We start from the raw sequence: 23,581 nt of genomic DNA on the forward strand, positions 1-23,581 counted from the left end.
GAGAACTAAAGGCCAGCTTTGAGTGAAGAGCGGACGTGCCACCTTCACATCCGGGGGGCACCGTATGTGCTGGTAACCTGCAAAACCACCCGGATTGAACATAACATCCGCCGTTGGTACCGGTGTTACATGAGATCTATACCGAAGCGGCGAAGCACAAGCGCATACCCCCAAAAAATCACCACAGTCATGAAGCAGGACGCCAGCAGCGCGACCCAGAATCCCCACCGCTGATACATGAGGGGGAAGCAAAGAAACATCGGAAGCGTCGGGACCACATACCAGAATGTATACCACGCATGGCTCGCAATCTTTTCCTGCGTTTGCCCCTCAATCTTCATCCATATCAGCACTAAAACAGTGACCAGCGGCAATGCCGCCAGCAGACCACCGAGCCGGTCGCTTCGCTTTGCCACCTCAGAGACAAGCACAATCATTCCTGCGGTCAGCGCATATTTCACTATCAGCCAGAGCATTTTATTCCTCTTTCCCCGGTACCTCCGATTTACCATGACATTTGCCTGAAGAACTTTAGCGCACTCGTCATGGACGGTCTTCGACCCTCACCCCTCAGCCCCAGATAGACTCAGTCACGCTTGAGTAACAATTTAATCCATATCGCTTTTTTTGAATTCATCATCAGAAATGGCAACGTCATTTTCGACCAGAAATTCCAATAAGTTAAACTGTATTTCTATACGTTCAACCTCACCCAATTTCTCACTAATGAGCATATTTTTTATCAACTCACGAGTGACGACATGGCGAGGATGCTTTCTCAGCGTATCGAGCCATTTGGGCATTTTATTTATAATTTCTTGTTGCCTTCTGATTGGCAGTGAATCAATCCCTCCGCCAGCACCCACAGGCATCACTTTCTTTGAATGCTGTAGTTCTTCAAACACGTTAGTGAGTTTTGTCAGCGCATTACCAAGCGCGATTTGTGATAAAAACCTGAAAACCATTTTTTACCTCGAGTAGATGTTACCAGATACAGTGCTCCGGTTTTTGGTACCCGCAGACCATTGGTATTTACCATACCACCAGTTCTGGCAAGCCTCATGGTTCCACGGCACAATAATTCGCTATGATGATAAAAATGAACAGGATATCGAAGATGAAAACAGTCGAATTTTTGCTGTACACCCTAAAACCCGGCACAGGGAAAGACTTCCACAGGATAATGACGGAGGAGAGTGCTCCACTTCACCGTTTAGCGGGTATGGATATCATTTCTTTTGGTATATCAGCCCATGACGACGATGCTTACTATTTGATCAGAGCTTATGACAGCCTCTCCCAGCTGAAATCCTCTCAGGAATCTTTTTATAACAGCGAAGAGTGGCGTCTTGGCCCGCGGCAGGCCATTGTCGACAGAATCAGCGTCAGCGTTAAATCCGTGCTCATGCTTAGCAACAATGCCATTGAGAATTTGCGATCCAGCTGATTGTTCAGCGTGGGCTGACTGCCCATCACAGCTATAAAGGATGGAACTGTCGTCACATTGTTTGCGTGGCGAAAGGAAGTCTGATTGACGTCCGTATGGATGATCACAGAGTCGACAATACGGGGCTGACTTTCCGATGGAAAAATGGAAACATCCTACGCTAAGCCTATTTCTTAGGCAGGCATGACAGGCAACTTTGATCGACAAGCGGACATGTATCAAGGGATACATGTCCCTATATTTAACGTAAATCAGAATGTAAAATTATAAAAAACCCCAATCACAATCATAGAAATAAATCTCATTAAAAACTGATCCTGGACAGTAATAAATCGGGTAACAAAAAATTATTGACTATATTGCTCGCTGTAGAATTTCACCTGGCAAACCATCAAAATCCCTGAACTCAACGGAAACGAAATCATGGTTCGTCAGAATTTTTCTCGAAGCCGCATTTGCAGGATCAATAATGGCGATGAGTGTGGATATTTCAAGATTTTTACTGGCTTTCTCAATCAGTAATCTGGTGACACGGCTGGCGATACCGCGCCCCCAGAATTCAGGTAATAGCATGTAACCAAGCTCGGCGGTCTGAGGTTTTTCACTAATCTGCACCAGTTTAGCGAGGCCGATAAAATTACCTTTATTAGCATCTACAATCCTGAAACAGCCTAATTCTGCATTCCGTGCATTGTCATTAAGCATCTTTTCAAAATCATGGCATGCCTCATCATAGGGAATCGCACGCTCTGTGATCATAGCCATAACATCTACGCTACTGACAAGTCTGAAATAATCGGGAAAACACATTTCTGTGAAATCTTCAAGTAAGATATCCATTTAACGCCTCATAGAACAGATTGCAGATAATTGTTAAGTAAGAAAATGGCGTGGTGTTGAATCCAGAATGGAACGAAAAGCTGCGGTGAATGCAGCCGGGCATGAGAAACCCAGTTGGTATGCGACCTGCTTAACTGATATGCCATTGGCGAGAAGATCTAATGACGCACAAATTCTTGCTCTTTGCTTCCAGGTTCTGAAGCTGAACCCGGTATCTTTAATGAACAGTCGCGAGAAAGTGCGTTCAGACATGTTAGCAATATAGGCCAGATCACTTAGCGACGCTTCCCAGCGGTGGCTGACCAATAACTCGTTGGTTGCCCGACATAAGCGCTCATCACGCGGCACAGGAAGCTCCGCGGCCAAAGGTGTTGCCTCACTAAGAATTTCCAAAATCAACAGCACCATTTTACGTTGGCTCGGTGCACTGTAGTTGGCACTGAAAAGCCCGGCTATCAGCTCTTTCACCAGTGCTGTGGCTGTAATCACATGCACATGGCTACTCTTGGTAAAATTTTGGCATTCTTCGATAAGACTGCGACTGAAATAAATGGCTCTTAAGTCAGTCTGTGATAGCAGGTTGTAGCTGTGTATCTGGAGAGGCGGTAGCCATAATGCACGTTGAGGTGGTATCACCCAACGATTGCCCTCTGTTTCAACCAGCATAACGCCTCTGGTAGCAAAAAGTAGTTGTCCTTCAATATGATGATGGGGAGGGTCTGTCTCTCCGCGTTGATAGCCTATGGAGGTGCCAGACCACCCGGTCGCGTCATCATGTCTTGGCGCTTTATCTATGCTACCTGGCATCTTAAATTCAGTTCCTGCCTTTATCCTGACTAAGTAGAACTCACCCGCTCCAGAAACATCCTGGCAGGGTAACACTTGAAACAAACTCATTATCATAAGCATAACAGGGGCATATGCAAATGCGCGTACATTTCCTTATCCATGAAAGTTTTGAGGCACCTGGCGCCTATGAGGCCTGGGCCAGAGGCCAGGGCCATCACGTAACCTGTACACGGGTTTATGAAGGCGAGTCGCTCCCGTCCAGCGTGGATGACATTGATATTTTGATCGTCATGGGCGGCCCACAGGATCCGTCCACCACGCCTGAAGAATGCCCCCATTTTGATGCGAAGGCTGAACAAGCCATCATCGCTGCCGCGGTCCGTGCCGGAAAAGCCGTTATCGGTATCTGCCTGGGTTCCCAGCTGATCGGTGAAGCACTCGGTGCTCCCTTCAGCCACAGCCCGGAAAAAGAGATTGGTAAATTCCCTGTTTCCCTGACGGAAGCCGGGCGCCAGCATGCGCTGTTTACGCATTTCGGGCATACGCTTGAAGTCGGACACTGGCATAACGATATGCCTGGTCTGACGCCGGATGCAACAATCATCGCCTACAGCGAAGGATGCCCGCGACAGATCGTGGCTTACAGCGATCTGGTCTATGGTTTTCAGTGCCACATGGAGCTGACGCCGGAGGTGGTCGAACTGCTGATCGCCCACTCCGAAGAGGATCTTAGCCGTGCAGCCAAATTCCGCTTTGTGCAAACCCCAGCGGAGTTGCGTACACATGATTATCGGGAGATGAATCAGACACTGTTTACTTTCCTGGATAAGCTGGCTAAACGTTACCGTCAGAGCCGCCAGTCACCCTCTCCCCGCCTGTTCGTCAGTTAACGGTGAGCGAAAAATGACAATGAAAGCCCTCTTGCGCTATCTCGGTTTTATCACTGTTTTCCTGGTGCCAGGTGACGCCCCCGCTGCTTTATGCCACTGCCGCGAGCCACGTCACAATACAGGATGTGAAACTGGTCGGCACCATTGACCAGCATGTTGACAGCCAGGATCTGAGAAATAATCAGATTGGCCTCTTTTTTAACTGCAGTGGGGACCCAACTATCGGTGAAAAAACCGGCTGCAGTGATATCACCCTGCAGAATGTTGAGGTGGAGAACAGCAGCGACGGGGTCCACATTAAAGGCGCCAGTCGTGTCACGGCGACAGACCTGAAGCTGCATAACAACGGCAACACCGAAAAGGACTATTTTCATAATATCTACCTTCGTCGGGTGGCAGAAATTCGTTTGATCCAAACCGAAAAAAACAGCGGCGGTTTTTATGCCAGCCCGCGTGGCCACGGCATCCGTGGTTCGCACCTGATCAACGTGTATATGAGTGATCTGGAGGTGTATGACAATGCCGATTACGGTATCCATATGGACACCGTCTTTAATGTCAGACTCCATAACATGCACGTTTATCACAACTGCCTTAGCGGGAAGCCTGGCTGCCAACAGATAAAATGCTTTGGCCCTCAGTGTGATGTAGAACTCACAGCACAAAGCGGAAGTTCTTCATTCTGGGGGTCTGTCTGGACTTTTAGTTAACCCCATCTTCCTGCATCAGACCCGGCACTCGCGCAAAATGCCTGTCGTCATTCGTCAACAGAATAACTCCCCTGCGATGGTGTGCACGGAAACCTCCGTGCCATTTGCGGGCAGGGCAGCATTGATTTCCGTCATGGCATCTACCTCTGGCAGATTCCAGGCCAGAACCGCATCGAGACGGGTGACAAATGTATCTACCATGTGCTGTACGGCTTGACTTGTCTCAAGCGCGGCCAGTTGAAATTCGGCACAGGTTATTACCTGGCCCACACTCGTAAAGTTACCGATCAACGCTCATAACGGATATATGTCCGTTCTTTTCCAGAATGGCGAACTTGATTTTTTCAAGCTCATGGATACCCTGATTTGTCCTGGCAGAGACCATAATATCGTCCAGCGTGATGCCCGTTTTCTTCATTTTTTCTTCCTGGGGGGAACCATACTCCACCAGTATCACCGGTGATCCATCAAGCATGTTGTCTACCCAGGTTGTCTTTTTCTTGATATAGCCGAGGACGATATCCAGTACGACCAGGGTAATAATTGTCAGAGCCGCTCCGGTGACTGAAAAGTCATCACCCAGCAGAGCCTGCTGTGTCGCCTCACTGATAATCAACAACAGAATAAGGTCAAACGAAGTCATTTGAAGAAGCGCGCGCCTGCCCGCAATTCTGAACACAATCAGCAAAACTAAGTAGATGCCTATCGCACGAAATACAGTCTCCACGTTTTGCTCCTTTTAAGGATAAACCAGTTGGAAAAACGAGATGGGCGCACCATCTCCTAAGGTTACGATGGTGCGCCCCACGCCCGCCCTGCGCGGCTGTAAACCGAGCCAGACGCTCTGACTGTGGGACGATGGCACCTGCTGAAATTCCAGAATGAGTTTAGTACCGTCGGTCAAAGCCCGCAGTGGCTGGGGATGCAGCGTAAGCAACTCATAATTTTCAGTGAAATCCCCGCCCAGCGTAACGCGGGTGACGCCGATGCCTGTAGGAGTGAAGGTGATTTTCATATCTGCGTCGCTGATCACTCGCCCAAATCGTTCGTACTCGATCGTCATCGTTCCTGCTCTGTCAGAAATGTGCCCCTCGCTCAGATATCCTTTTGAAAATAGACCCGCCATTCCGCAGAGTACAAAAAGGATCAGAAACCAGGAACCGCATTTTTTAAGGCGGTATTCAAAGTTTATCCACTGCTTTTTTTCATGAACAATTTCATTTTCGCGACGCTCATTTTTTTCAGACATCATATGAGTCCTGTTGATATCAGCGGGTCAGTTTTAACCGGCTTCTTTAAAGAGTATGGAGCAGATTTTTCTTCCGGCCAGAACCGTTCAGAATCAGTAATCTCTCAAAGTTTCCTGATAACCCTTTTCAAAGCAGCATTAAAAAGCGTCAATTTTATGCATGAGACTAAGTACAACGGCCCAATATTTAGGATAAATCCTGAATTCTGATTAGGCCGTACCTTACCTATATGTATTTTACACAGGTAGTTAAAAAGGAAAGGCCGCGCGGTGGCCATCGTTTTTTCAGGCGAGGGTGCGGACGTGGTTATCAACTATTTGCCAGCAGAAGAGGAAGATGCTCAGGAAGTGGTGGATCTCATCCGAGCTGAGGAAGGGAAGGTTATCGCCATTACCGGTGACATCCGCGAGGAGGCATTCTGCCAGAAACTGGTGACACAGGCTGCTGAAGGACTGGGGGGCCTGGATATTGTGGTTAACAATGCCGGCCGACAGCAGTTCTGCGAGTCGATTACTGACCTCAGCACTGACGATTTTGACGCCACGTTCAAAACCAACGTTTACGCGATGTTCTGGATAACCAAAGCGGCAATGAAGTATCTCTCACGCAGCGCATCCATTATCAATACCTCCTCCGTTCAGGCCATTAAGCCCAGCGATATCCTTCTGGACTATTGCCAGCCCAAGGCGGCTATTGTGGCTTTTACCAAATCACTGGCCAAGCAGCTGGGCCCGAAAGGCATCAGGGTAAATGCCGTCGCACCGGGACCTTACTGGACTGTACTCCAGTGTTGCGGGGGGCAGCCACAGGAAAAATTGAGCAATTTGGTGCGTCTTCACCGCTCGGCCGTCCAGGACAACCTGCTGAAATAGCCCCTCTCTACGTAACGCTGGCGTCATCGGAGAGCAGCTACGCCTCGGGGCAGGTATGGTGCAGCGATGGTGGGACCGGTACGTTGTGATTCTGGCGGGAAAAATGAGTATCCTCAGGCAGCCTTCTTCGCCTGCCTGAGGCATTCTTCTGACATCCCTGAGTCTGCGACCTCGTACCCAGCAGAAATGACAGACAATACCCTACGTTGCAGCGCCGAACCGGACTGTTCTGTAATTTTATAGATCACAGAGGTGGCTTTCATTGGCGTCTGTCCTGGCGACTGCACCGCATTGAGTTAAGAAACATCCTGATATTTCCTCCTTTCATCGCGACAGTTATCACGCAAGCTAAACTTTACTGATCCCCCGGGCAGCAATTTTTTACCGTAGACAAAGAGGAGAAGGTTATGAAAGCAGTTATCTATAACGGCCCCTATGATGTCAGAGTAAAAGACGTACCTGATGCAAAAATTGTCCGTCCCACCGATGTCCTTGTCCGCATCACCACAACCAACATTTGTGGGTCAGACCTGCACATGTATGAGGGCAGGACCAGCTTTGAGGAGGGGCGTATTCTGGGTCATGAAAATCTGGGTGAAGTGGTCGAGGTTGGCTCAGGCGTTGAACGTATTAAGGTGGGTGACTATGTTTGCCTGCCGTTTAATGTCGGTTGTGGCTTTTGCGAGAACTGTGAGAAAGGTCTGACTGGTTTTTGTCTCACGACCAATCCGGGTACGGCTGGAGCCGCCTACGGGTTTGCTGAAATGGGACCATGGGAAGGCGGGCAGGCAGAACTGCTCCGGGTGCCATTTGCCGACTTCAACTGCCTCGTACTCCCCCCCGATGCGGCAGAGAAAGAAGATGATTATGTGATGCTCTCCGATATTTTCCCCACGGGATGGCATGCAACAGAGCTTGCCGGGCTGAAGCCCGGAGAAAGCGTGGCCATTTATGGCGCCGGGCCGGTCGGACTTATGGCAGCACATTCGGCAATCATTAAAGGCGCATCTCAGGTGTTTGTAGTGGACACACACAAAGATCGGCTGGCTCTGGCAGAAAAAATGGGGGCAACTGGCGTCAATGCAACGGGAGATACTGCGGTACAAAAAATTCTCGATCTGACGGATGGACGCGGTACAGACTGTGGTTGTGAGTGTGTCGGGTATCAGTGCTGTGACAAGCATGGCCATGAGGATAACTCGGCCACCATGAATAGCCTGGTGGCGTCAACAAAAGCAACGGGAGGGATCGGTGTGGTAGGCGTGTTTATCCCTCAAGATCCCGGAGCTGAATCGGACCTTGCCAGAGAAGGGAAGATGCCATTTGATTTCGGAAGTTTCTGGTTTAAAGGCCAGGTCATACGCACCGGACAAGCGAACGTCAAAGCCTATAACCGTCAGTTGGCCCGCCTCATCCATCGAGGTAAAGCCCGCCCGGGCGAGATAATTTCACATCGCCTTTCGCTGGAAGAAGCGCCTGTCGGTTATAAACACTTCGACGACCGGGACGACGGATGGACAAAAGTTATCCTTAAACCTTAGGTCTGGCTGTTATTGATTTCATAAAACGGCGAAGGCAGGAAGTTTGCCGTTTCACGCAGCGCGTTTGTTTGTTAAGACAGGGCGCTGCGTGCTTATATGACTAGCTACCGAGTGAACATCATCCCGGCTGAAGTCACTGAGTAATACGGGCAGTCGCGGTTAAGGCGACTAAAAAATTACATATCACTGATAAGTGTGAAATTCTTAATGCTCTGGTTCAGGGGGTAAATAATTGTGGCTTCGGCATGTCAGTTAAAAGGCTGGCCAGCGTAACGGACATCCCTTAAAACCAATTAATGGATGATCACAATAAACTAGCAGGAGGAGGGATGGGGGAGATGAACAGGCAAGGGCTGTCCTGGTATAGGTGTGCAAATTAATATTTAATTAAACATAACTTGTATTATGTACATCAAGGTTGTTACTCCAACGCGATAATTGCATCGGAGGCGGCGCCTCCGATTCGCACAATCGTGGATCCTCTATTAGGGTTAATTGATTGCAGATTAACGGGAGAAAAGGCGATGGCTGAAGAATCAGTGACCAACGACCTGGCGCTGCTGGATAAATACTGGCGTGCGGCAAATTATCTTTCAGTGGGACAGATTTACCTGATGGACAATCCACTGCTACGTGCCCCTCTTTTGGCAGAGCATATTAAACCTCGCTTGCTCGGGCATTGGGGTACCACACCGGGCCTTAATTTTATTTATGCACATCTGAACCGCATCATACGTCATCGCGATCTCAACCTTCTTTTTGTTTGTGGCCCTGGCCACGGTGGGCCCGCAATGGTGGCCAACACCTGGCTCGAAGGTAGCTACAGTGAAATATATTCCCAGGTCAGTGAAGATGAACTCGGTATGCAGAGACTGTTTAAACAGTTTTCTTTCCCCGGCGGCATACCCAGCCATGCAGCACCTGAAACGCCAGGTTCAATAAATGAAGGAGGCGAACTGGGATACTCGTTGTCACATGCCTTTGGAGCCGCTTTTGATCATCCCGACCTGATTGTGCCGTGTGTGATTGGTGATGGCGAAGCGGAAACAGGCCCGCTTGCTTCCAGCTGGCAGGGTATAAAATTTCTCAATGCTCAACGAGATGGGGCAGTACTGCCCATATTGCATCTCAATGGTTACAAAATTGCGAGCCCTACCCTTCTCGGACGCAGCAGTGATTCTGATTTGAAACAGTTATTCAGCGGCTATGGCTACGAGCCGCTTTTTGTGTGTGGTCACGAACACACCGACATGCATCAGAAAATGGCTGCAGCTCTGGATTCGGCTTTCACTAAAATCGCCATCTTTCAGGAGCAGGCGCGAAGCGGTAATGCTCCTGATACCGTTCCGCGATGGCCCATGATTGTGTTACGTAGCCCAAAGGGCTGGACAGGACCACAGGAGGTGGAGGGTAAAAAGGTGGAGGATTTCTGGCGTGCGCATCAGGTACCCGTTTCTGCCTGCAGAGAGGATGCGTCCCATCGTCAGGTTCTTGATAAGTGGATGCGCAGTTATCAGCCGCAGGAATTATTTAACGCTCAGGGCAGTTTGAAACCTGAATTACGGGCCCTGGTACCTGAAGGTACTAAGCGCATGGGGGCGTCTCCTTTTGCAAATGGAGGTCACCTTCGCCGTGAGCTTGTCACCCCTGACATACACGAATTTGCGCTGGAAATCGGTCTGCCGGGTAGCACTCCTGGTCAGGCAACCGAACAGTTCGGTCGTTATCTTTGTGAAATATTTCGGAGAAATAAAGATAATTTTCGGCTGTTCGGTCCGGATGAAACCGCCTCAAATCGGCTGTCACCCGTATTTGACATCACCGACCGTGCATGGATGGAACCCATGAAGGACTATGATGAACAGTTAGCTCGCGACGGGCGGGTAATGGAAGTTCTTAGCGAACATCAGTGCCAGGGCTGGCTGGAAGGTTATCTGCTCACTGGCCGTCACGGCCTGTTTAATTGCTACGAAGCTTTTATTCATATCGTTGATTCCATGTTCAACCAGCACGCTAAATGGCTCAAGGTGACACGCAAACTGGGCTGGCGAAAACCTGTTTCATCTCTTAATTATCTTCTTTCTTCACACGTCTGGCGGCAGGATCATAATGGTTACAGTCATCAGGATCCCGGTTTTATCGATCATGTCGCCAATAAGAAAGCTGATATCGTACGAATTTATCTGCCGCCGGACGCCAACTCGCTCCTTTGGGTTGGCGACCACTGTTTACGTACGTGGGATAGAATCAATGTGATCGTGGCAGGAAAACAGCCTTCACCTCAGTGGCTGGATATGCAAAGCGCGATTGAGCATTGTGAAGCCGGTATGGGTGAATGGCGCTGGGCCAGTTGTCAGGGTGAACCCGATGTGGTCATGGCGTGTGCCGGAGATGTACCGACGATGGAAACGCTGGCTGCGGTCGACCTGTTACGCTCCTGTCTGCCTGATTTAAAAATCCGCTTAGTGAATGTGGTTGATCTGATGGCGATGCAAACGCAGGAACAACACCCTCATGGAAAATCTGAAGCTGAATTTGATGCCCTTTTTACCCGCAATAAGCCCGTCATCTTTGCTTTCCATGGCTATCCCAGTCTGATCCATCGACTAACCTATCAACGCAATAATCACTGTAATTTCCATGTGCACGGCTTCAATGAAGAGGGAACCACCACAACACCTTTTGATATGACAGTGCTTAACGAGCTCGACCGTTATCACCTTGCACGGGCAGCAATACTTCACGTGCCGGGGCTGGCCGATCGTCATTCAGACGTGCTTGATCATCTGCAGCAACGCCTGACAGAGCATCACCGCTACGTTCGCGAACATGGAGAAGATTTACCGGAAGTTCAAAACTGGAGCTGGCCTGCGGGAGTAAATGAATCGCCAGACGGGGATTAAAGGTGGTTTTTCCCACCAAGATCCGCGTTGCGTTCCCGCATGCAGTGATCACTTTCATCGCTGGTGAGAGCACCATTCCATTTTTGCAGCACAGAAACGTTAATCATCTTTTGAGGATCATGATATCTCACAGTGATTTTAAGCATAGTTATGCTTTCAGCACAGTATGGTACGCAGGCATTTTTCAAGGATTTATCCTTTCAAAAATGTCTTTTTTTGCAAGAAGTTACAATAATGAGCTTATAACGAAATATGGTTTAAAGGATGGCGAATTTGATTTTTCCTCGTTGGCATACAGGCTATTGTTACGACATTTTTCCGGCGCTGAAGAAGTGTTGTGGAGACTCACATTATGCCGTTCCTCATTAATAAAACCCTTATTCCTGGTTCGCTGAACCTTGGCGAAAAAAAGTTAAACGCTGCAAAGGAAGCTATCGATAACGCCATGATAAAAATAACCTCAGATCATGGCGTTCCAGACCATAAGGAGATGTTCTCGCACTTTCTTAAGCTGCTGGGAGAAGAAAAGGATATTGCTCTACAGGAGGTCTGGCGGATAGCTCTCCAGTTAGTGGTTATGCAGGTGCCGGATGATAGTTAAAAATAAAAAGACTTCAGCAAATACACTCCCACTGATAATGACCTTCATATCCATATTGCTGAGTACTCTGCCAAACCTTTCATACTCAATTTCGACAGAGTGATCTCTGCTGGCTGCAACACCTTCACTCAGGTAATCCTTTAAGAAAAGAACGCCATAATCGCAAAGGTGAAGATCAAAAGTAGCAGCCTCCCCATGTTTTCAAATGATCCTCAAAACGGATCCACACCGCTTTTTCCTTTACTTCCTGGCGTGTGTCTGCTCTGTTCCTTTTACCCTATAGTCATCTTTAACGGGGTTAATCACAACTGTGAAGATTTTTTTATCAGCTTTAATCTTCTTTACCGGTACAAAAAAAAGCCAGTTTGTTTCCGTCGGGGTCACGAAGGTAGGCAACGTAAAAATTACGGCTATATCTTTCACGGATACCCGGCTGCCCTTCACTGGTCCCACCCTCCAGGAGGCCGGCTCTGTAGATCTGTTCAACAATGTGGCGGCCGGGAGCGCGAAAACCTGGCATTGTTCCGTTACCCGGTAAAGCCGGCTCGCCATTCCACGGCTTCGCTATGAATACCGCACCCGGGCCGTTGTGGCGATCGGGGATATCTGGCAGCGAGAATATAAGCTGTTCATTTTCCACATCCTTTATATAGCCCAGAGGAAACAAAACGGCTTCATAGAACTTTTCGGAGGTACTGACATCATTACTGCCAATAAACACATAACTCATCATCTCGCATCACCTTATAAAAAAAGGGAAAATGACCGCTTCGGGCATGGTCAGTTTCGCCTTTGGGCGGATGGACTTGCCCCTGCTTATCAGGGTTCATCGAGCCTCTCAACGCTGATTGTGATGTTTTTCCCCTGTCCGGATACTCGGCCACTGATACGGACAAGATCGGAAGCATCAAACGTTCTGTCTTTCCATACCGGTTGCCGGATGAGAACGGTCAGTGTTCCTGTTTTATCCCGGAAGGTATATCGGTCAGGGGCATCTTTCTCAATGAGGTTCCCCTCAAGGGTAACCCAGCTACCTTCTTTCAGGTTTTGCAGCGCTTTCACCTGATTTTCTGTCGTGTCTTCTGTTCCTTTATAGCCTGCATCCTGTTTATGTGCCGGCGGGGCCTTTTCACCGGTTTTAAAACCACCCTCCTGGGACATTACAGGGCACGCCAGGGTTAAAAGTATCGTTGCTGTAATAAATTTATTCATACATCCACCTTAATTACGTACGGAGTGTTAATCATGGCACACCGTTCAGCTACAGAATCAGGAAGCAGGTATACTTATCTCGTGAAATTAATTTTTTCAGATTTATCCTGGCTCTGAGGTTTCGCGATTTACGCATTATTCATTTTACATACTTCGCATTCGCTCTATAATTAATAATTGACTGTAATACGTTAAACATACCAGCATTGCATATATCTTTGTTATATATCGCTTACTAAATACCTTATATAAAGAGATGGGGGGGGGAATGAGACGGGATGTATTGAGTGAAGAATATTATGATGAAGTTTGCCGGGTAATTGGTGATGCTGTCATTGTACTCGCCGAAGAGGGAAAAACCACTCAACGCAGTACGCTCACAGCCTTACTTCAGCAGACCCTGAAACTCAGAGCGGATGCGGGACGAGAAGAGCAAAAGGTTCTTGAACATGCCATCCGGCTCATCCGACCGACCACGTCATGACAAACCAAATGCTTTCAGCCAGTGTTACAGGCCTGGTAACTAAACCGGGAAAGGGTCCGGTGGGATTGTGTATTTTACCGGGCCAATCCGAAGCGCTGACTTGCGCCCTTCCGTGGCTTAAAACAGCAGGCGTTTTCTCCCGGTAATCTGGTTCACTTTCTTTGTCGAGGCCGTTAAGTCCATATTTACCTCGTAAAATTCACTTACAAGACTCATCGCACCATGCGAAAAGAACGTTCAATGAAATACTCCAGGAAAATGCATGAGGTTATTCAAGAACGGCTTTCTGCCTCCAGCCTGGGTTCCTTCCGTGCGCAACACCGTGGCGCTGTTCGGCATACTCCTCGTCATCGCCGTTATCGGCATCAATTTGTGGTCGCTGAATAAGTCCTGGCAACAGACGAAATATTCCGCTGAGGAAAACGCCGTCAACCTTTCGCTTTCACAGGTACGTCAGGCCGAGGATACCTTTGTGCAAACCGAAATGACGATCAGAAATATTCAGCGCGACCACCTGTCGGAGCTTTCTGGAGGAGCCAGGGGCAACGGCCTCAGCCGCGCCATGCGTGAGTTACAGAGCAGGCTTCCTCAACTCCATGGACTATTTTTCTACAACGCTGAAGGTAAGTGGCTGGCAACATCTGCAAACCGTATTCCGTCAACGGTCAACAATGCCGACAGGGATTACTTCATCTATCACCGCCAGCATGATAATCAAAACATCCGAATCGGCGCCGTTGTTCACAGTCGCAGTACCGGGGAACTGGTCATACCGGTCTCTGTCAGGGTTAACGATGCCGCTGGCGTTTTTGCAGGGGTACTGCTGGCCACCGTCAACGTGGATTATTTTCGCCATTTTTATGGCTATTACGAGCTGGGTAAACGGGACATTCTGGTCCTCATGCTTGCCGATGCCACAGTGCTTTATGCCCGGTCTCAGTCAGAGGGGTATATCGGTAACAATTTATCGTCGAGCCAGCTCTTCACTGAAATGCTAACCCGTAAGGACCGTGGCACCGGCGAATGGCGTTCTGCTCTTGACGGTAAGAGGAGGATTTTTGGCTTTGCCCGCTCTATGCATTATCCACTGGTTGTCGCTGCCGGGTTCGACAGGGATTCGCTCAAAGAGCGTTGGCTGGCCAGCAAATGGCCCGATATCTCGGTGAACCTGGCTTTGCTGGGTGGCGTGGTGTTAATGGGCACCTTTATCCTCCGTCAGGCAGGAAAGAGTTACCGCGACCAGGTCGAACTTATCCGCCTGCGTGATGAACTCACCCTGTTAAATCAGTCCCTGCACGTTATGGCCCTGATTGATGCCCTGACCGACCTGGCCAACCGGCGGCAGTTCGACCTGTTTCTCTCTCTCAGCCTGAAAAATTCGGAGAAGAATAGCCTCCCGGTGTCGCTGATAATGCTGGATGTCGATTATTTCAAGCGCTATAACGATATCTACGGGCACGTCGAGGGAGATAACTGCCTCCGTAAGATCGGTGCCCTGCTGAAATCCCTGCCGTTCAGAGAACATGCCCTTGCGGCACGATATGGTGGTGAAGAGTTTGCCATCATACTGCCGAACGCATCCCTTGCCACAGCGCAGAGACTCGCACATCAGCTCTTAAACAAAACCAGGGAAACGGCTATTCCTCATTCGGGCACGTTACTCAAAGAGAAAACGGTGACGCTCAGCGCCGGATGCCATACGGTGACTGGAACCCGGGATAATGACGCCGATATCCTTCTTCTCACCCAGGGGGCCGACAGGGCGCTTTATTCGGCAAAAAAGGCGGGGCGTAATCGGGTCAGTCCGGAATACTGACACTGCCCTCCTTCTTCACAGAAGAAAAATGATACCGACAGATTTGTACATCTGTCTTCCGTAAAGGCCATCATTAAAAAGGGGATTTTAATGGATAAACACCTATTAAAAGCAGCCGAAGAGCTTGGCTCGGCGTTAAAAAAACAGGGTCTCCGCCTCTCCATCGCTGAATCCTGTACTGCCGGGCTGGTCTGTACCTCACTGGGCGCGGCTTCAGACAGCAAAGCATTTTTTACCTCTGGTTTTGTCACTTACAGCGATGAGGCAAAACACCGGATGTTGAACGTCAGTTATGACACACTGAAAGTTTACAGCGCCGTAAGCGAGCAGGCGGTAAGGGAGATGGCAACAGGTGCGAGGGATCACTCGGGTGAGGCTGTCAGCCTGGCCATCAGCGGCTATGCCGGGCCGGACGGCGGAACGGACGGCACCCCCGCAGGAACAATCTGGTTTGCATGGAGCCTGCCGGGAAAACAGCTTTACAGCTGCGTAAAACTCATTGAAGGCGAACCCGAAGACGTTATCCATGCGGCTGCGCTGTACGCGCTGTGTCGGCTCACGGAGTTACTCACAGGGTCAAAGCCTCATTGGTGAAGGGGTCCCCGTGAGCGGTAAGGTAATGGTCTGTTTGACAGTGCCTCATAAGAAAAGCCTCCCTGAGGAGGCAGAAAAGTCGTTGCAGGGACCTGAACTGTTCAAAAGACCATCAGAAAAGGGACTCGGCCCGGCGACCTGCCCATTGTTTACAGCGGATCTTATTCGCGTCGCGATGAATGAGGGCCCTTTACATGGCCGAGCGCGGCCACATGCCGGGCAAAACTCTCTTTCATCTCAGGACTTCCAACGTTGGCGCTGACGTTCCCGTCTTCATCTATCAGTATCAGCTCCTTTTCCCTGCGCGCCTCCCGCATGTCATCCCGGGACATGACATTTAGCAGTTTTTCCGGGCTGTTAAACACATATTTAAAAAGATGAAACACGTACATTCTCCTGAAAAAACGTCAGCCATCATCACGCTCAACCCGTTTTATTTACTGACCGGCTTACTCTCTTTTTCAATGGGCGGAACCGCCCCTGCATCTGCGCCAGTGACTGGATTAACCGATGCGTCTGAGGCGGTTCTCACGTTCATATTATCCACATCGGCCTGCTGCTCAGGCGGCAGGGATACGCTGGCTGAACCGTCACCGCCGTCAACGGCTGGCTGGGGATCGTCCACGTAGTGGAAGTTCTCATCAGCATTCCAGCTGCCCCTGACATCCCCCCCGTGCGACATGTTGTAATAAACGCCCGCATATTGCTCCACCGGCGGCAACTTGCCGGGCGGGAAATTATTTCGTATGGAATAGAGTGCTTTTTCAAAGGACATCTGGTGTGCAACTTCACGCGTCATCAGAAAGCCCAGTGCGTCTTTGACGCCCGGGTCATCAGTCACGTTGATAAGGCGCTCATAGAGGATTTTAGCGCGCGCTTCTGCCGCAATATTCGAACGCAGATCGGCCGTGACTTCACCGATGGTATCGATATACGCTGCGGTCCATGGTACGCCTGCCGAATTAGTGAGCGGAGGGCCGCCGCCGTAAAGCAGCGACGTCAGATGGCTGTCATTACCGTTGCCGGTAATGCCGCGGTACAATTCCCCTTCTTCCTCCGTACCTTCAGCCAGCCTGCCTTTTGCGCCCTTGTTTAACATTCCCACGAGCGATCCGATAATCTCAAGATGACTCAACTCTTCAGTGGCGATATCCATCAGCATATCTTTACGCCCGGGATCGTCATCGCCCAGGCCCTGGGTGAAGTAACGGCAGGCGGCCGCAAGTTCACCCTGCGGCCCGCCGAACTGCTCGAGAAGAAGGTTAGCCAGCCCCGGATCGGGCGCCGCTACCCGAACCGTGTACTGTAACTGCTTAACGTGTCTGAACATGGCTCACTCCCGTTTTCAGAACACAGCCTGCCCAAGGCAGGCTGTGAAGGATTTATTTTTTTGCTTCCACGCCGGGCGTCGCAGAACGCACCAGGAACTGTTCGGTGACGTCCGGAAGATGGTTAAGCGCCCAGTCTGCCATGGCGATCTCCTGTTCGCGGATTTGCTCAAAAATATGGGCGCCTTCGGCATCTCCTACTAAATTGGCCGCTGCAATTAACGAGGTATAGCTGGCTATTTCAAAGTTTTCGAAGACGTAGCCACTGATGGCTCCCTTCACCACTTCATCATCAGCCATCATTCCCCCCATTGCCTGTCCCAGGGCCGCAACTTTCCCCATGGTGTCTTTCAACACAGACGCTGAGGTGTCGTATCGGTCTATAACGCTCTGAACCAGCGCCTGCTGTTGGCGGGTTTCTTCAATATGCTGCTCAATTCTGGCTCTCAGGTCAGGATAGTGCTCAAGGCGGGCAGCCATTTTTTCGAGCATGCTTTCCGCCTGTTTTTCCATTGCGTGGGCGTCTTTAACCCAGGAAAGATAATGTTCTTCATAGTTCATAAAATGATCCTCATCAGCCGGGCAGTATCGTATGCGAACGCCGGGGCCCCTCGCTTAACGATAAACTTCGCCCGTTTAGCTTTACCGGCCATCTCAGCCAGCACATCAAATGAAGGAAAGGTCATACCCAAAAAAGCACGTCCGCCGTGCGGGGTTTGCGGAAGACATACCCAAGGTCCTGTCCTGACGCCCTTCACCGTTTTTACCTTCGCGAACATAACAAAGCGGGGTAGTGAATGAACAACACCTGCTTTCCAGCCGGTTCAGCCGTTCATGCCGCGTTGCGCAGATCATGCATAGAAAAACCGCGCGTTATCCCTGTTTTTCAGCGATACCCGTCAGTTTTTCATCGGTGGCTTTTTCTTCTTTAAGCGTTTCAGCCAGCAAACTGGCGGCCTCTTTGTACCCAAGTTTCAAGGCCATGGCATGAAGGGTGCCGTAGGCGGCTATTTCATAGTGTTCCACCTTCTGAGCGGCACCTATCAGTCCGGCGTCACGCACGGGGCCTGCTTCTACAGCTTCAATAATTTCCTGTGCTTCTTCTACCAGACCTTCAAGCGCGTGGCATTTTATTCGCTTGATCCGCACCCCTTCTGTTGCTTCTACAAGCTTATCAAGCCGCTCTATCTGGCCCTGAGTTTCTTCAAGGTGGTCTTTGAAAGCCGCGACCAGTTTCTCATCGGTAGCCGCCCGGGCCATTTTAGGTAGAGCACGTGTAATCTGCTTTTCGGCACTGTAAACATCAGAAAGGTCATGAACAAAAAGTTCTTCCAGCGTCGTAATTTTCATTATTGAATCCTGTTGGTTGTGGATTAAAGAAATGAAACCATTAATAACGAAATTTAAGTTTAGCCTAAAAAAATCAGATAATGAGGACTATAAAAAAAACTTTTATAAGAATAATCCGAATATCCATCTGCGCGGTTGTACGTTTTCCCAATATTATACAAAAATTTATTTTTTGTATAAATTGCTTTTTTCCAAATTATGAGCAGAATAATGAATCGTGTTAAGAGAGGTTGCTGAAACAAACAATTAATAGATTCCGGGATTGGATTTCATTCAGGGTAACTGAATGTATTTGAAGAGAATGGTATCGGAGCGAGCTGGTTAAGGCAGGTGAGTTAGTTAGCCTCGAAAAACCCGGAATAAGAAAACAGATTCTTTATACTGCCAGGGCCAGAGACCCTGTCCGGTGAATCCGGGTTACGTTAATAATCACCTTGAGGCGTTAATGAAGAGACATCGTATCTTTTGGCTGATGTCAGCCTGGCCCCAACTCAATTTCGTTGCTGTGAAGGTCATTCGAGCTCCTGCTGTCACAGCCGGGCATAGTGCTGTTGATATATATCTTACTGATAACAAAGAACAACCCTGTCATCTTTTTGTCTGTCAGGTACCTGATAACGAAGTAGAAATGTGGGTAGCGAGGCTCAGTTGCTGGATGAAAGAATATGCCGTGCAGCTGTCAGTCACTTCAAAAGAGACGACAGTAAAGACACCGGAAAAGGCATCCGGTATTCATATTCATCCTGTCCCGAAAAGTGATCATTGCATCGGGTCAATTAATTTTTAAGAAAAAATCCATGAATGCTGAATGACTTTTTCTGGAGGTGGATAAGACAATAACACAGACGTGATACGCTAGCTGGCAATACGATATCGTTCCGGTTGGGTCAATATACAAGGCCGGCTTTTACAGGACCAGATTTACTGGTATATAATGATCTAAGGGAGGAATTGTTGTCGGATTTTAAAAGAATGAATCCTGCAGTAAAAGATTTTGCATGGGCGCTTCTTGTCGCGGTAAATCTTTTCCATCAGAAGGGCCGTTGTTCTGTTCTTGAAGAACATATATTCATTATGCGCTGGCTTGAGCAGGCCAAAAGAAAGAAAATCTTTCCTGTAAGCATCGCTCCAGAGATTGCATTTTTTCTCAGAGAAGGTAAGCGACTTCATTATCGTGCGGGGCTGAGAGCCAAAGCAGAATATATATGGAAAACCTGCACCGCGGATATGGAAGGGCAATCCGATCTTCGAAAAGTAACCTCGTTCTTTGAAGCAATGCAGATGCTCGGCTGGCATGACGTACTGGTGCCTGACAGTGAATGGGATAGGATGACGCCTAAAGGCGTACAGGTCACTACCGTTTATCTGCGTAAGTCGGCTCTGCGGCTGGGCTTCGATCTTAACGAAATGATGTTGCACCCGCTGACCGTACGTCTGAGCTGTGAGTTCCCCGGTCTGTTGTTGCTGGCTGAGGATGCCCGGCTCACTGCCAGGCTGTTCACGGACGAACGCGGCTTTCACAGCGCCACTGTTTTCAGTTCTTCACGGGTGGCAGAGTAATTATTCGCTCTGCGCTGTCCCGGACGTTCTCTTTCGGTAATACGGTCCCGTTATCCATCTTCGGGACCGCACTATCAAGCACGGACGTAATCCCTGTTATTCGAAACGTTAATGAAGCTCAGAACTCAATTCTTTTGTGGGCGTTTCTACTGCGAATAGCTGAGCGCGCGTGATATCCGGAAGGTGCTCAAGAGCCCATCGGACCATATTGAAATCCTTTTGAATGATTTTATCCAACAAGAGAATAGCTTCCTGGTCGCCCAATGCCTCTGCTGCCGCAATTAACGGCGTAAGGCAGCCTATTTCATAGGCCTCCAGAAGATAGCTTCCGATAAAATTATTCACCGGCTCGGGAGACATCAGCAATCCGTTAATGCCCTGAATGCAATTTTTAAAATGAGAAAAACGTTCCCCACCTAAAACGACAGAATCTATCTGGCGCCTTTGCATGAACTCACTCAGCATGGAAATATTTTCCCGCGTTTCCCGCAAATGATTATCTACACGAGCCTTCATCTCAGGCCATGGGGTAAGATGCTGCGTTAATTCATTAAGCGCAACTTCGGCGTGTCGTTCGATAGCGCAGGCGTCGCGGAACCATGTGTGATAGCATTTTTCTGGCTGCATTTAACTCTCCGGAATAAATATGCCGTAAGGCAGGATCTCGAAAAATCAACGCCGAGATCATTCGTTATCTTTAAAAATAACTGAGCATGGAATAAATAAGGGGGTGCAGCACCTGCTCAGTTAAAATAATCTTCAGGCCCCGTAACAGGTCATACGGGAGTCACGGGGCCTTATTACTACTACCACTGACTAATCCTGGTCATTGCGATGGCTGTTTTGCCCGCCTTTACGGCCGGCCTCAGCGGCACGTTCCGGATCGTTTTTAAAGTTCCCGCCACTGTTCTGACCACCTTTATGGCCCGCTTCAGCGGCACGTTCCGGATCGTTTTTAAAGTTCCCGCCACTGTTCTGACCACCTTTATGGCCCGCTTGTGACGCTTTCTCTTTATCTTCTGCAAAATTGCCAGATCCACCACGATGTTCAGTCATAATGATTTCCTTTTATTTCAGATGAGAGAGTTTCCTTATTTCGTTACGTAGCGCTTATCCGCTATCATTCCGTGTGCCTCTAAAGCTAGACAAAGCTAACTTAATCTGCAAATGAAAAATAAATTAAATTACCAGGATTTTACTGGCTACTGGCTACCTGTTTAAAATAAAAGGATTTTATATTTCATTATGAAATTTTCATTATGGACGCTTCAGCGCGGAAACTTATACAGCAAAATATTGAATGTATAAATACATGCCATATAACACCTTCTCACCTCCAAACTCAGCGGGTAAGAAAAGCGCCTAAATACACATTAGGAATAATCTTAAAAAATATCACATCCAAAAATATTGGGTAGAATTAAAATTCTATTTTTTAAATGCTGCTGGATGATGTATTTCAGCCTCATGCCCGCGTAATAAATTGACGTGGATCACAAAACAAATTTATTTCCATCTGGCAATTTCCCGATATTGCAGGAGTAACAATGGCATACAGAAAAACACTCAAGCATATTGAAAGGATTTACCGAAATGAAAAGGAAATGGCCGCCACGCTATGTGAAATGGCTTCCGTCCCGGATACCCCCCCCGAATTGCAGCGGGAAATCCATGCACTTGTACAGAGTAATAACAGCCGACTACGTGAGTTGCAGACATTACTTCTCCTCCATGCGTTGTCAACTCTGCCTGTGAGGCGTTATTTCCGCTCCGCTTCGTTATTATCTGAATGCGGCGTTGCGACGCCCGACAGACCCCCGATAATTCTTTCTATAATACCAGTCAAAAAATATACAGCTGATGTATTGAGGTAGAGCAGAGATGAATTTCCAGAATTTCCTGATCGCGGTTGTCAATCATCGCATTACGGATCCTTCTGAGGTATGAATCTTCTTTACAGCACATTTCCCTGCTGACGTTGCAAATATGTGCGTTGGGCGGCCTGGAATAACCATGCTAACCACCTTGTAACGGGTTTTCCGGTGTACGGAACGCCCTGAAACGTATCCATCGTCCTCTCAAGGAGCCCTATGCGAATACATCATCTTAACTGTGGTTGCATGTGCCCTTATGGCGGCGCGTTGTACGATGGTTTCAGCCACGGAATAAAGGCTCATCTGGTGTGCCACTGCCTGCTTATTGAGACAGATAACCATGGCCTGATACTTGTCGATACCGGCTTCGGTCGCGAGGATGTCAGAATGGCTGACAGCCGAATTTCAGCTTTCTTTCGCTTTATGAATAATATCCAGCATAAGGACAATCTCACCGCCTTATCCCAGGTCGAGTCCATGGGATATTCAGCCCGGGACGTCAGGCATATTATCCTGACTCACCTGGATTTCGATCATGCAGGGGGGATATCCGACTTTCCCGATGCCAGGGTTCATCTTATGCAGCAGGAAATTAACACCGCCCAGACGCGCGAGGGCTGGATATCCCGTGCACGATATCGTCCTGCCCAATGGCGAGGGTCCTCTGACTGGGTAGGCTATGAAATTCGGGGGGAAAAGTGGTTTGGGTTTGATTCAGTGACCGGTCTGAACGGATTACCTCCAGAAATACTTCTTATTCCGCTTGCCGGTCATACACCTGGACATGCGGGCGTTGCCATCAATACCCCGAAAGGCTGGCTGCTTCATGGCGGGGACGCCTGGTTTCACCACAGCGAAATGTACGACCTTCAGCGGCACTGCACGCCCGGACTGCGTTTTTACCAGTGGCTGATGTCTGCTGATGCAGTGGCCCGCAAAACTAATCAGCAGAGGTTAAGAGAGCTGGCGTGCTCTTCTTCTGCGAACGTGACTCTTTTTTGCAGCCATGATGCCCGGGAGCTGGCTTCTTTCCCATCCCTGAAACAGTCACATCCCTGAACACGCGGAGGCGATGATATGAGCTGCCCGCTTTTTTTTAAACCCTGTCACGAGGATATTTCTATGTTAGATATGAATCAGCATTGCATTACGGCCTGTCTGACCTGCCTGGCCGCCTGCGAACGGTGTGCCACCCGGTGCCTGCAGGAGCCTGACCCTCAACATCTCACGAACTGCATACGCCTTGACAGACAATGCGCTGTTTTATGCGGCATGACCGCACAACTGCTGGCCATGGAGAGTGAATACAGCCCGGACGCCTGCAAACTGTGCGCTGATGCATGTGAAAAATGCGGGCAACAATGCACTATGCATGAACATGATCATTGTCAGAATTGCGCCACAGCCTGCTTTGAATGCGCTGAAAGCTGCCGGAGCATCGCCATGAGGTTGCCGTGAGGGTCAGAAACCAGCCCGGCCTTTTTGATGGCACAGCCATGCTTTCTCTGAGGTCCGCAAAG

At 49.0% G+C, this 23,581-nt stretch carries 27 protein-coding genes and 3 pseudogenes; 13 read left to right on the forward strand and 17 right to left on the reverse strand.

The window, feature by feature from the left end:
• Positions 1-125: 125 nt before the first annotated feature.
• Together LJN55_RS14650 and LJN55_RS14655 are read right to left on the reverse strand one after the other, a co-directional pair.
• On the reverse strand, positions 126-476 hold the full coding sequence (locus LJN55_RS14650; protein ID WP_133841612.1) for a DUF3147 family protein: 351 nt from the start codon (positions 474-476) through the stop codon (positions 126-128).
• A gap of 132 nt (positions 477-608) precedes the next feature.
• Entirely contained in the window at positions 609-965 is a 357-nt protein-coding gene (locus LJN55_RS14655) for a hypothetical protein (RefSeq protein WP_227534723.1), read from the reverse strand.
• Positions 966-1,117: 152 nt separating this feature from the next.
• Between LJN55_RS14655 and LJN55_RS14660 the strand changes: the two genes are divergently transcribed.
• The gene (locus tag LJN55_RS14660; protein WP_133841610.1) at positions 1,118-1,447 is read left to right on the forward strand and encodes an NIPSNAP family protein; all 330 of its coding nucleotides are present in this window, start codon (positions 1,118-1,120) and stop codon (positions 1,445-1,447) included.
• Positions 1,448-1,801: 354 nt separating this feature from the next.
• Here the strand turns inward: LJN55_RS14660 and LJN55_RS14665 are convergent, their stop codons facing one another.
• A complete protein-coding gene (locus LJN55_RS14665; RefSeq protein ID WP_227534724.1) occupies positions 1,802-2,287 on the reverse strand; it encodes a GNAT family N-acetyltransferase in 486 nt (161 codons plus the stop codon).
• A 33-nt stretch (positions 2,288-2,320) separates the two neighbouring features.
• Positions 2,321-3,094, reverse strand: a complete 774-nt coding sequence (locus tag LJN55_RS14670; RefSeq protein ID WP_227536399.1) for an AraC family transcriptional regulator — start codon at positions 3,092-3,094, stop codon at positions 2,321-2,323.
• A 119-nt stretch (positions 3,095-3,213) separates the two neighbouring features.
• Between LJN55_RS14670 and LJN55_RS14675 the strand changes: the two genes are divergently transcribed.
• On the forward strand, positions 3,214-3,966 hold the full coding sequence (locus LJN55_RS14675) for a type 1 glutamine amidotransferase (protein ID WP_171149170.1): 753 nt from the start codon (positions 3,214-3,216) through the stop codon (positions 3,964-3,966).
• A 50-nt stretch (positions 3,967-4,016) separates the two neighbouring features.
• Here the strand turns inward: LJN55_RS14675 and LJN55_RS14680 are convergent, their stop codons facing one another.
• The 4 genes from LJN55_RS14680 to LJN55_RS14695 all read right to left on the reverse strand — a co-directional run bounded on the left by LJN55_RS14680 (position 4,017) and on the right by LJN55_RS14695 (position 5,928).
• The gene (locus LJN55_RS14680; protein WP_227534725.1) at positions 4,017-4,505 is read right to left on the reverse strand and encodes a hypothetical protein; all 489 of its coding nucleotides are present in this window, start codon (positions 4,503-4,505) and stop codon (positions 4,017-4,019) included.
• A gap of 225 nt (positions 4,506-4,730) precedes the next feature.
• A complete protein-coding gene (locus LJN55_RS14685) occupies positions 4,731-4,877 on the reverse strand; it encodes a hypothetical protein (RefSeq protein ID WP_227534726.1) in 147 nt (48 codons plus the stop codon).
• Positions 4,878-4,956: 79 nt separating this feature from the next.
• A complete protein-coding gene (locus tag LJN55_RS14690; protein ID WP_227534727.1) occupies positions 4,957-5,403 on the reverse strand; it encodes a DUF421 domain-containing protein in 447 nt (148 codons plus the stop codon).
• Positions 5,404-5,415: 12 nt separating this feature from the next.
• The gene (locus LJN55_RS14695) at positions 5,416-5,928 is read right to left on the reverse strand and encodes a hypothetical protein (protein ID WP_227534728.1); all 513 of its coding nucleotides are present in this window, start codon (positions 5,926-5,928) and stop codon (positions 5,416-5,418) included.
• A 258-nt stretch (positions 5,929-6,186) separates the two neighbouring features.
• On the opposite strand from LJN55_RS14695, the pseudogene LJN55_RS14700 reads away from it, so the two are divergent.
• The 4 genes and pseudogenes from LJN55_RS14700 to LJN55_RS14715 form a co-directional block, all read left to right on the forward strand.
• Positions 6,187-6,887: pseudogene (locus tag LJN55_RS14700) on the forward strand (SDR family oxidoreductase); the annotation flags it as partial.
• A gap of 318 nt (positions 6,888-7,205) precedes the next feature.
• Positions 7,206-8,339, forward strand: coding sequence for a glutathione-independent formaldehyde dehydrogenase (locus tag LJN55_RS14705; protein ID WP_227534729.1), 1,134 nt, complete (start codon positions 7,206-7,208; stop codon positions 8,337-8,339).
• Positions 8,340-8,863: 524 nt separating this feature from the next.
• Entirely contained in the window at positions 8,864-11,242 is a 2,379-nt protein-coding gene (locus tag LJN55_RS14710) for a phosphoketolase family protein (protein WP_227534730.1), read from the forward strand.
• 352 nt (positions 11,243-11,594) lie between these two features.
• Complete coding sequence (locus LJN55_RS14715) at positions 11,595-11,843, forward strand: biofilm development regulator YmgB/AriR family protein (RefSeq protein ID WP_227534731.1); 249 nt, start codon at positions 11,595-11,597, stop codon at positions 11,841-11,843.
• A 331-nt stretch (positions 11,844-12,174) separates the two neighbouring features.
• On the opposite strand, the gene LJN55_RS14720 is transcribed toward LJN55_RS14715, so the two are convergent.
• Together LJN55_RS14720 and LJN55_RS14725 are read right to left on the reverse strand one after the other, a co-directional pair.
• A complete protein-coding gene (locus tag LJN55_RS14720) occupies positions 12,175-12,576 on the reverse strand; it encodes a VOC family protein (protein WP_227534732.1) in 402 nt (133 codons plus the stop codon).
• An 86-nt stretch (positions 12,577-12,662) separates the two neighbouring features.
• Positions 12,663-13,055: a YgiW/YdeI family stress tolerance OB fold protein gene (locus LJN55_RS14725; protein ID WP_227534733.1), complete on the reverse strand. Its 393-nt coding sequence runs from the start codon at positions 13,053-13,055 to the stop codon at positions 12,663-12,665.
• 268 nt (positions 13,056-13,323) lie between these two features.
• Here LJN55_RS14725 and LJN55_RS14730 point away from each other — a divergent pair, with 268 nt between their 5' ends.
• The 3 genes from LJN55_RS14730 (at position 13,324) to LJN55_RS14740 (ending at position 15,949) form a co-directional block, all read left to right on the forward strand.
• Entirely contained in the window at positions 13,324-13,539 is a 216-nt protein-coding gene (locus tag LJN55_RS14730) for a DUF2767 family protein (protein ID WP_227534734.1), read from the forward strand.
• A 262-nt stretch (positions 13,540-13,801) separates the two neighbouring features.
• A complete protein-coding gene (locus LJN55_RS14735; RefSeq protein ID WP_227534735.1) occupies positions 13,802-15,355 on the forward strand; it encodes a sensor domain-containing diguanylate cyclase in 1,554 nt (517 codons plus the stop codon).
• Between the two features lie 90 nt (positions 15,356-15,445).
• Entirely contained in the window at positions 15,446-15,949 is a 504-nt protein-coding gene (locus LJN55_RS14740) for a CinA family protein (RefSeq protein ID WP_227534736.1), read from the forward strand.
• 161 nt (positions 15,950-16,110) lie between these two features.
• Here the strand turns inward: LJN55_RS14740 and LJN55_RS14745 are convergent, their stop codons facing one another.
• From LJN55_RS14745 to LJN55_RS14760, 4 genes are all read right to left on the reverse strand, one after another.
• Positions 16,111-16,335 (reverse strand): hypothetical protein, encoded by a 225-nt coding sequence (locus tag LJN55_RS14745; protein WP_227534737.1) that lies wholly within the window; start codon positions 16,333-16,335, stop codon positions 16,111-16,113.
• Between the two features lie 47 nt (positions 16,336-16,382).
• Positions 16,383-17,279, reverse strand: a complete 897-nt coding sequence (locus tag LJN55_RS14750; RefSeq protein ID WP_227534738.1) for a manganese catalase family protein — start codon at positions 17,277-17,279, stop codon at positions 16,383-16,385.
• Positions 17,280-17,331: 52 nt separating this feature from the next.
• Positions 17,332-17,838 carry a ferritin-like domain-containing protein gene (locus LJN55_RS14755; RefSeq protein WP_227534739.1) on the reverse strand — a complete coding sequence of 169 codons (507 nt, stop codon included), beginning with the start codon at positions 17,836-17,838 and terminating at the stop codon, positions 17,332-17,334.
• 312 nt (positions 17,839-18,150) lie between these two features.
• Positions 18,151-18,627 carry a YciE/YciF ferroxidase family protein gene (locus LJN55_RS14760; RefSeq protein ID WP_227534740.1) on the reverse strand — a complete coding sequence of 159 codons (477 nt, stop codon included), beginning with the start codon at positions 18,625-18,627 and terminating at the stop codon, positions 18,151-18,153.
• A gap of 445 nt (positions 18,628-19,072) precedes the next feature.
• Here LJN55_RS14760 and LJN55_RS14765 point away from each other — a divergent pair, with 445 nt between their 5' ends.
• Together LJN55_RS14765 and LJN55_RS14770 are read left to right on the forward strand one after the other, a co-directional pair.
• On the forward strand, positions 19,073-19,414 hold the full coding sequence (locus tag LJN55_RS14765) for a hypothetical protein (RefSeq protein ID WP_227534741.1): 342 nt from the start codon (positions 19,073-19,075) through the stop codon (positions 19,412-19,414).
• Between the two features lie 167 nt (positions 19,415-19,581).
• Positions 19,582-20,187 (forward strand): DUF2913 family protein, encoded by a 606-nt coding sequence (locus LJN55_RS14770; protein ID WP_227534742.1) that lies wholly within the window; start codon positions 19,582-19,584, stop codon positions 20,185-20,187.
• A gap of 108 nt (positions 20,188-20,295) precedes the next feature.
• Here LJN55_RS14770 and LJN55_RS14775 read toward each other — a convergent pair whose 3' ends face one another.
• From LJN55_RS14775 to LJN55_RS14780, 3 genes and pseudogenes are all read right to left on the reverse strand, one after another.
• On the reverse strand, positions 20,296-20,814 hold the full coding sequence (locus tag LJN55_RS14775) for a DUF892 family protein (protein WP_227534743.1): 519 nt from the start codon (positions 20,812-20,814) through the stop codon (positions 20,296-20,298).
• Positions 20,815-21,003: 189 nt separating this feature from the next.
• Positions 21,004-21,057: pseudogene (locus LJN55_RS23930) on the reverse strand (KGG domain-containing protein); the annotation flags it as partial.
• A gap of 24 nt (positions 21,058-21,081) precedes the next feature.
• A pseudogene (locus LJN55_RS14780) lies at positions 21,082-21,243 on the reverse strand (general stress protein); the annotation flags it as partial.
• A gap of 1,064 nt (positions 21,244-22,307) precedes the next feature.
• Between LJN55_RS14780 and LJN55_RS14785 the strand changes: the two are divergent.
• Together LJN55_RS14785 and LJN55_RS14790 are read left to right on the forward strand one after the other, a co-directional pair.
• Positions 22,308-23,120 (forward strand): MBL fold metallo-hydrolase, encoded by an 813-nt coding sequence (locus LJN55_RS14785; RefSeq protein ID WP_227534745.1) that lies wholly within the window; start codon positions 22,308-22,310, stop codon positions 23,118-23,120.
• Between the two features lie 309 nt (positions 23,121-23,429).
• Positions 23,430-23,519 carry a four-helix bundle copper-binding protein gene (locus LJN55_RS14790; RefSeq protein ID WP_227536400.1) on the forward strand — a complete coding sequence of 30 codons (90 nt, stop codon included), beginning with the start codon at positions 23,430-23,432 and terminating at the stop codon, positions 23,517-23,519.
• Positions 23,520-23,581 lie beyond the last annotated feature (62 nt).

Source organism: Erwinia rhapontici (assembly GCF_020683125.1).
Classification (GTDB): domain Bacteria; phylum Pseudomonadota; class Gammaproteobacteria; order Enterobacterales; family Enterobacteriaceae; genus Erwinia; species Erwinia rhapontici.

What these genes read in the sequence shown, in the direction of transcription:
- LJN55_RS14650 (WP_133841612.1), bottom strand. Translation starts at nt 476, where the DNA reads ATGCTCTGGCTGATAGTGAAATATGCGCTGACCGCAGGAATGATTGTG.
- LJN55_RS14655 (WP_227534723.1), bottom strand. Translation starts at nt 965, where the DNA reads ATGGTTTTCAGGTTTTTATCACAAATCGCGCTTGGTAATGCGCTGACA.
- LJN55_RS14660 (WP_133841610.1), top strand. Translation starts at nt 1,118, where the DNA reads ATGAAAACAGTCGAATTTTTGCTGTACACCCTAAAACCCGGCACAGGG.
- LJN55_RS14665 (WP_227534724.1), bottom strand. Translation starts at nt 2,287, where the DNA reads ATGGATATCTTACTTGAAGATTTCACAGAAATGTGTTTTCCCGATTAT.
- LJN55_RS14670 (WP_227536399.1), bottom strand. Translation starts at nt 3,094, where the DNA reads ATGCCAGGTAGCATAGATAAAGCGCCAAGACATGATGACGCGACCGGG.
- LJN55_RS14675 (WP_171149170.1), top strand. Translation starts at nt 3,214, where the DNA reads ATGCGCGTACATTTCCTTATCCATGAAAGTTTTGAGGCACCTGGCGCC.
- LJN55_RS14680 (WP_227534725.1), bottom strand. Translation starts at nt 4,505, where the DNA reads ATGGATACCGTAATCGGCATTGTCATACACCTCCAGATCACTCATATA.
- LJN55_RS14685 (WP_227534726.1), bottom strand. Translation starts at nt 4,877, where the DNA reads ATGGTAGATACATTTGTCACCCGTCTCGATGCGGTTCTGGCCTGGAAT.
- LJN55_RS14695 (WP_227534728.1), bottom strand. Translation starts at nt 5,928, where the DNA reads ATGATGTCTGAAAAAAATGAGCGTCGCGAAAATGAAATTGTTCATGAA.
- LJN55_RS14705 (WP_227534729.1), top strand. Translation starts at nt 7,206, where the DNA reads ATGAAAGCAGTTATCTATAACGGCCCCTATGATGTCAGAGTAAAAGAC.
- LJN55_RS14710 (WP_227534730.1), top strand. Translation starts at nt 8,864, where the DNA reads ATGGCTGAAGAATCAGTGACCAACGACCTGGCGCTGCTGGATAAATAC.
- LJN55_RS14715 (WP_227534731.1), top strand. Translation starts at nt 11,595, where the DNA reads ATGCCGTTCCTCATTAATAAAACCCTTATTCCTGGTTCGCTGAACCTT.
- LJN55_RS14720 (WP_227534732.1), bottom strand. Translation starts at nt 12,576, where the DNA reads ATGATGAGTTATGTGTTTATTGGCAGTAATGATGTCAGTACCTCCGAA.
- LJN55_RS14725 (WP_227534733.1), bottom strand. Translation starts at nt 13,055, where the DNA reads ATGAATAAATTTATTACAGCAACGATACTTTTAACCCTGGCGTGCCCT.
- LJN55_RS14730 (WP_227534734.1), top strand. Translation starts at nt 13,324, where the DNA reads ATGAGACGGGATGTATTGAGTGAAGAATATTATGATGAAGTTTGCCGG.
- LJN55_RS14735 (WP_227534735.1), top strand. Translation starts at nt 13,802, where the DNA reads ATGAGGTTATTCAAGAACGGCTTTCTGCCTCCAGCCTGGGTTCCTTCC.
- LJN55_RS14740 (WP_227534736.1), top strand. Translation starts at nt 15,446, where the DNA reads ATGGATAAACACCTATTAAAAGCAGCCGAAGAGCTTGGCTCGGCGTTA.
- LJN55_RS14750 (WP_227534738.1), bottom strand. Translation starts at nt 17,279, where the DNA reads ATGTTCAGACACGTTAAGCAGTTACAGTACACGGTTCGGGTAGCGGCG.
- LJN55_RS14755 (WP_227534739.1), bottom strand. Translation starts at nt 17,838, where the DNA reads ATGAACTATGAAGAACATTATCTTTCCTGGGTTAAAGACGCCCACGCA.
- LJN55_RS14760 (WP_227534740.1), bottom strand. Translation starts at nt 18,627, where the DNA reads ATGAAAATTACGACGCTGGAAGAACTTTTTGTTCATGACCTTTCTGAT.
- LJN55_RS14765 (WP_227534741.1), top strand. Translation starts at nt 19,073, where the DNA reads ATGAAGAGACATCGTATCTTTTGGCTGATGTCAGCCTGGCCCCAACTC.
- LJN55_RS14775 (WP_227534743.1), bottom strand. Translation starts at nt 20,814, where the DNA reads ATGCAGCCAGAAAAATGCTATCACACATGGTTCCGCGACGCCTGCGCT.
- LJN55_RS14785 (WP_227534745.1), top strand. Translation starts at nt 22,308, where the DNA reads ATGTGCCCTTATGGCGGCGCGTTGTACGATGGTTTCAGCCACGGAATA.
- LJN55_RS14790 (WP_227536400.1), top strand. Translation starts at nt 23,430, where the DNA reads ATGCATGAACATGATCATTGTCAGAATTGCGCCACAGCCTGCTTTGAA.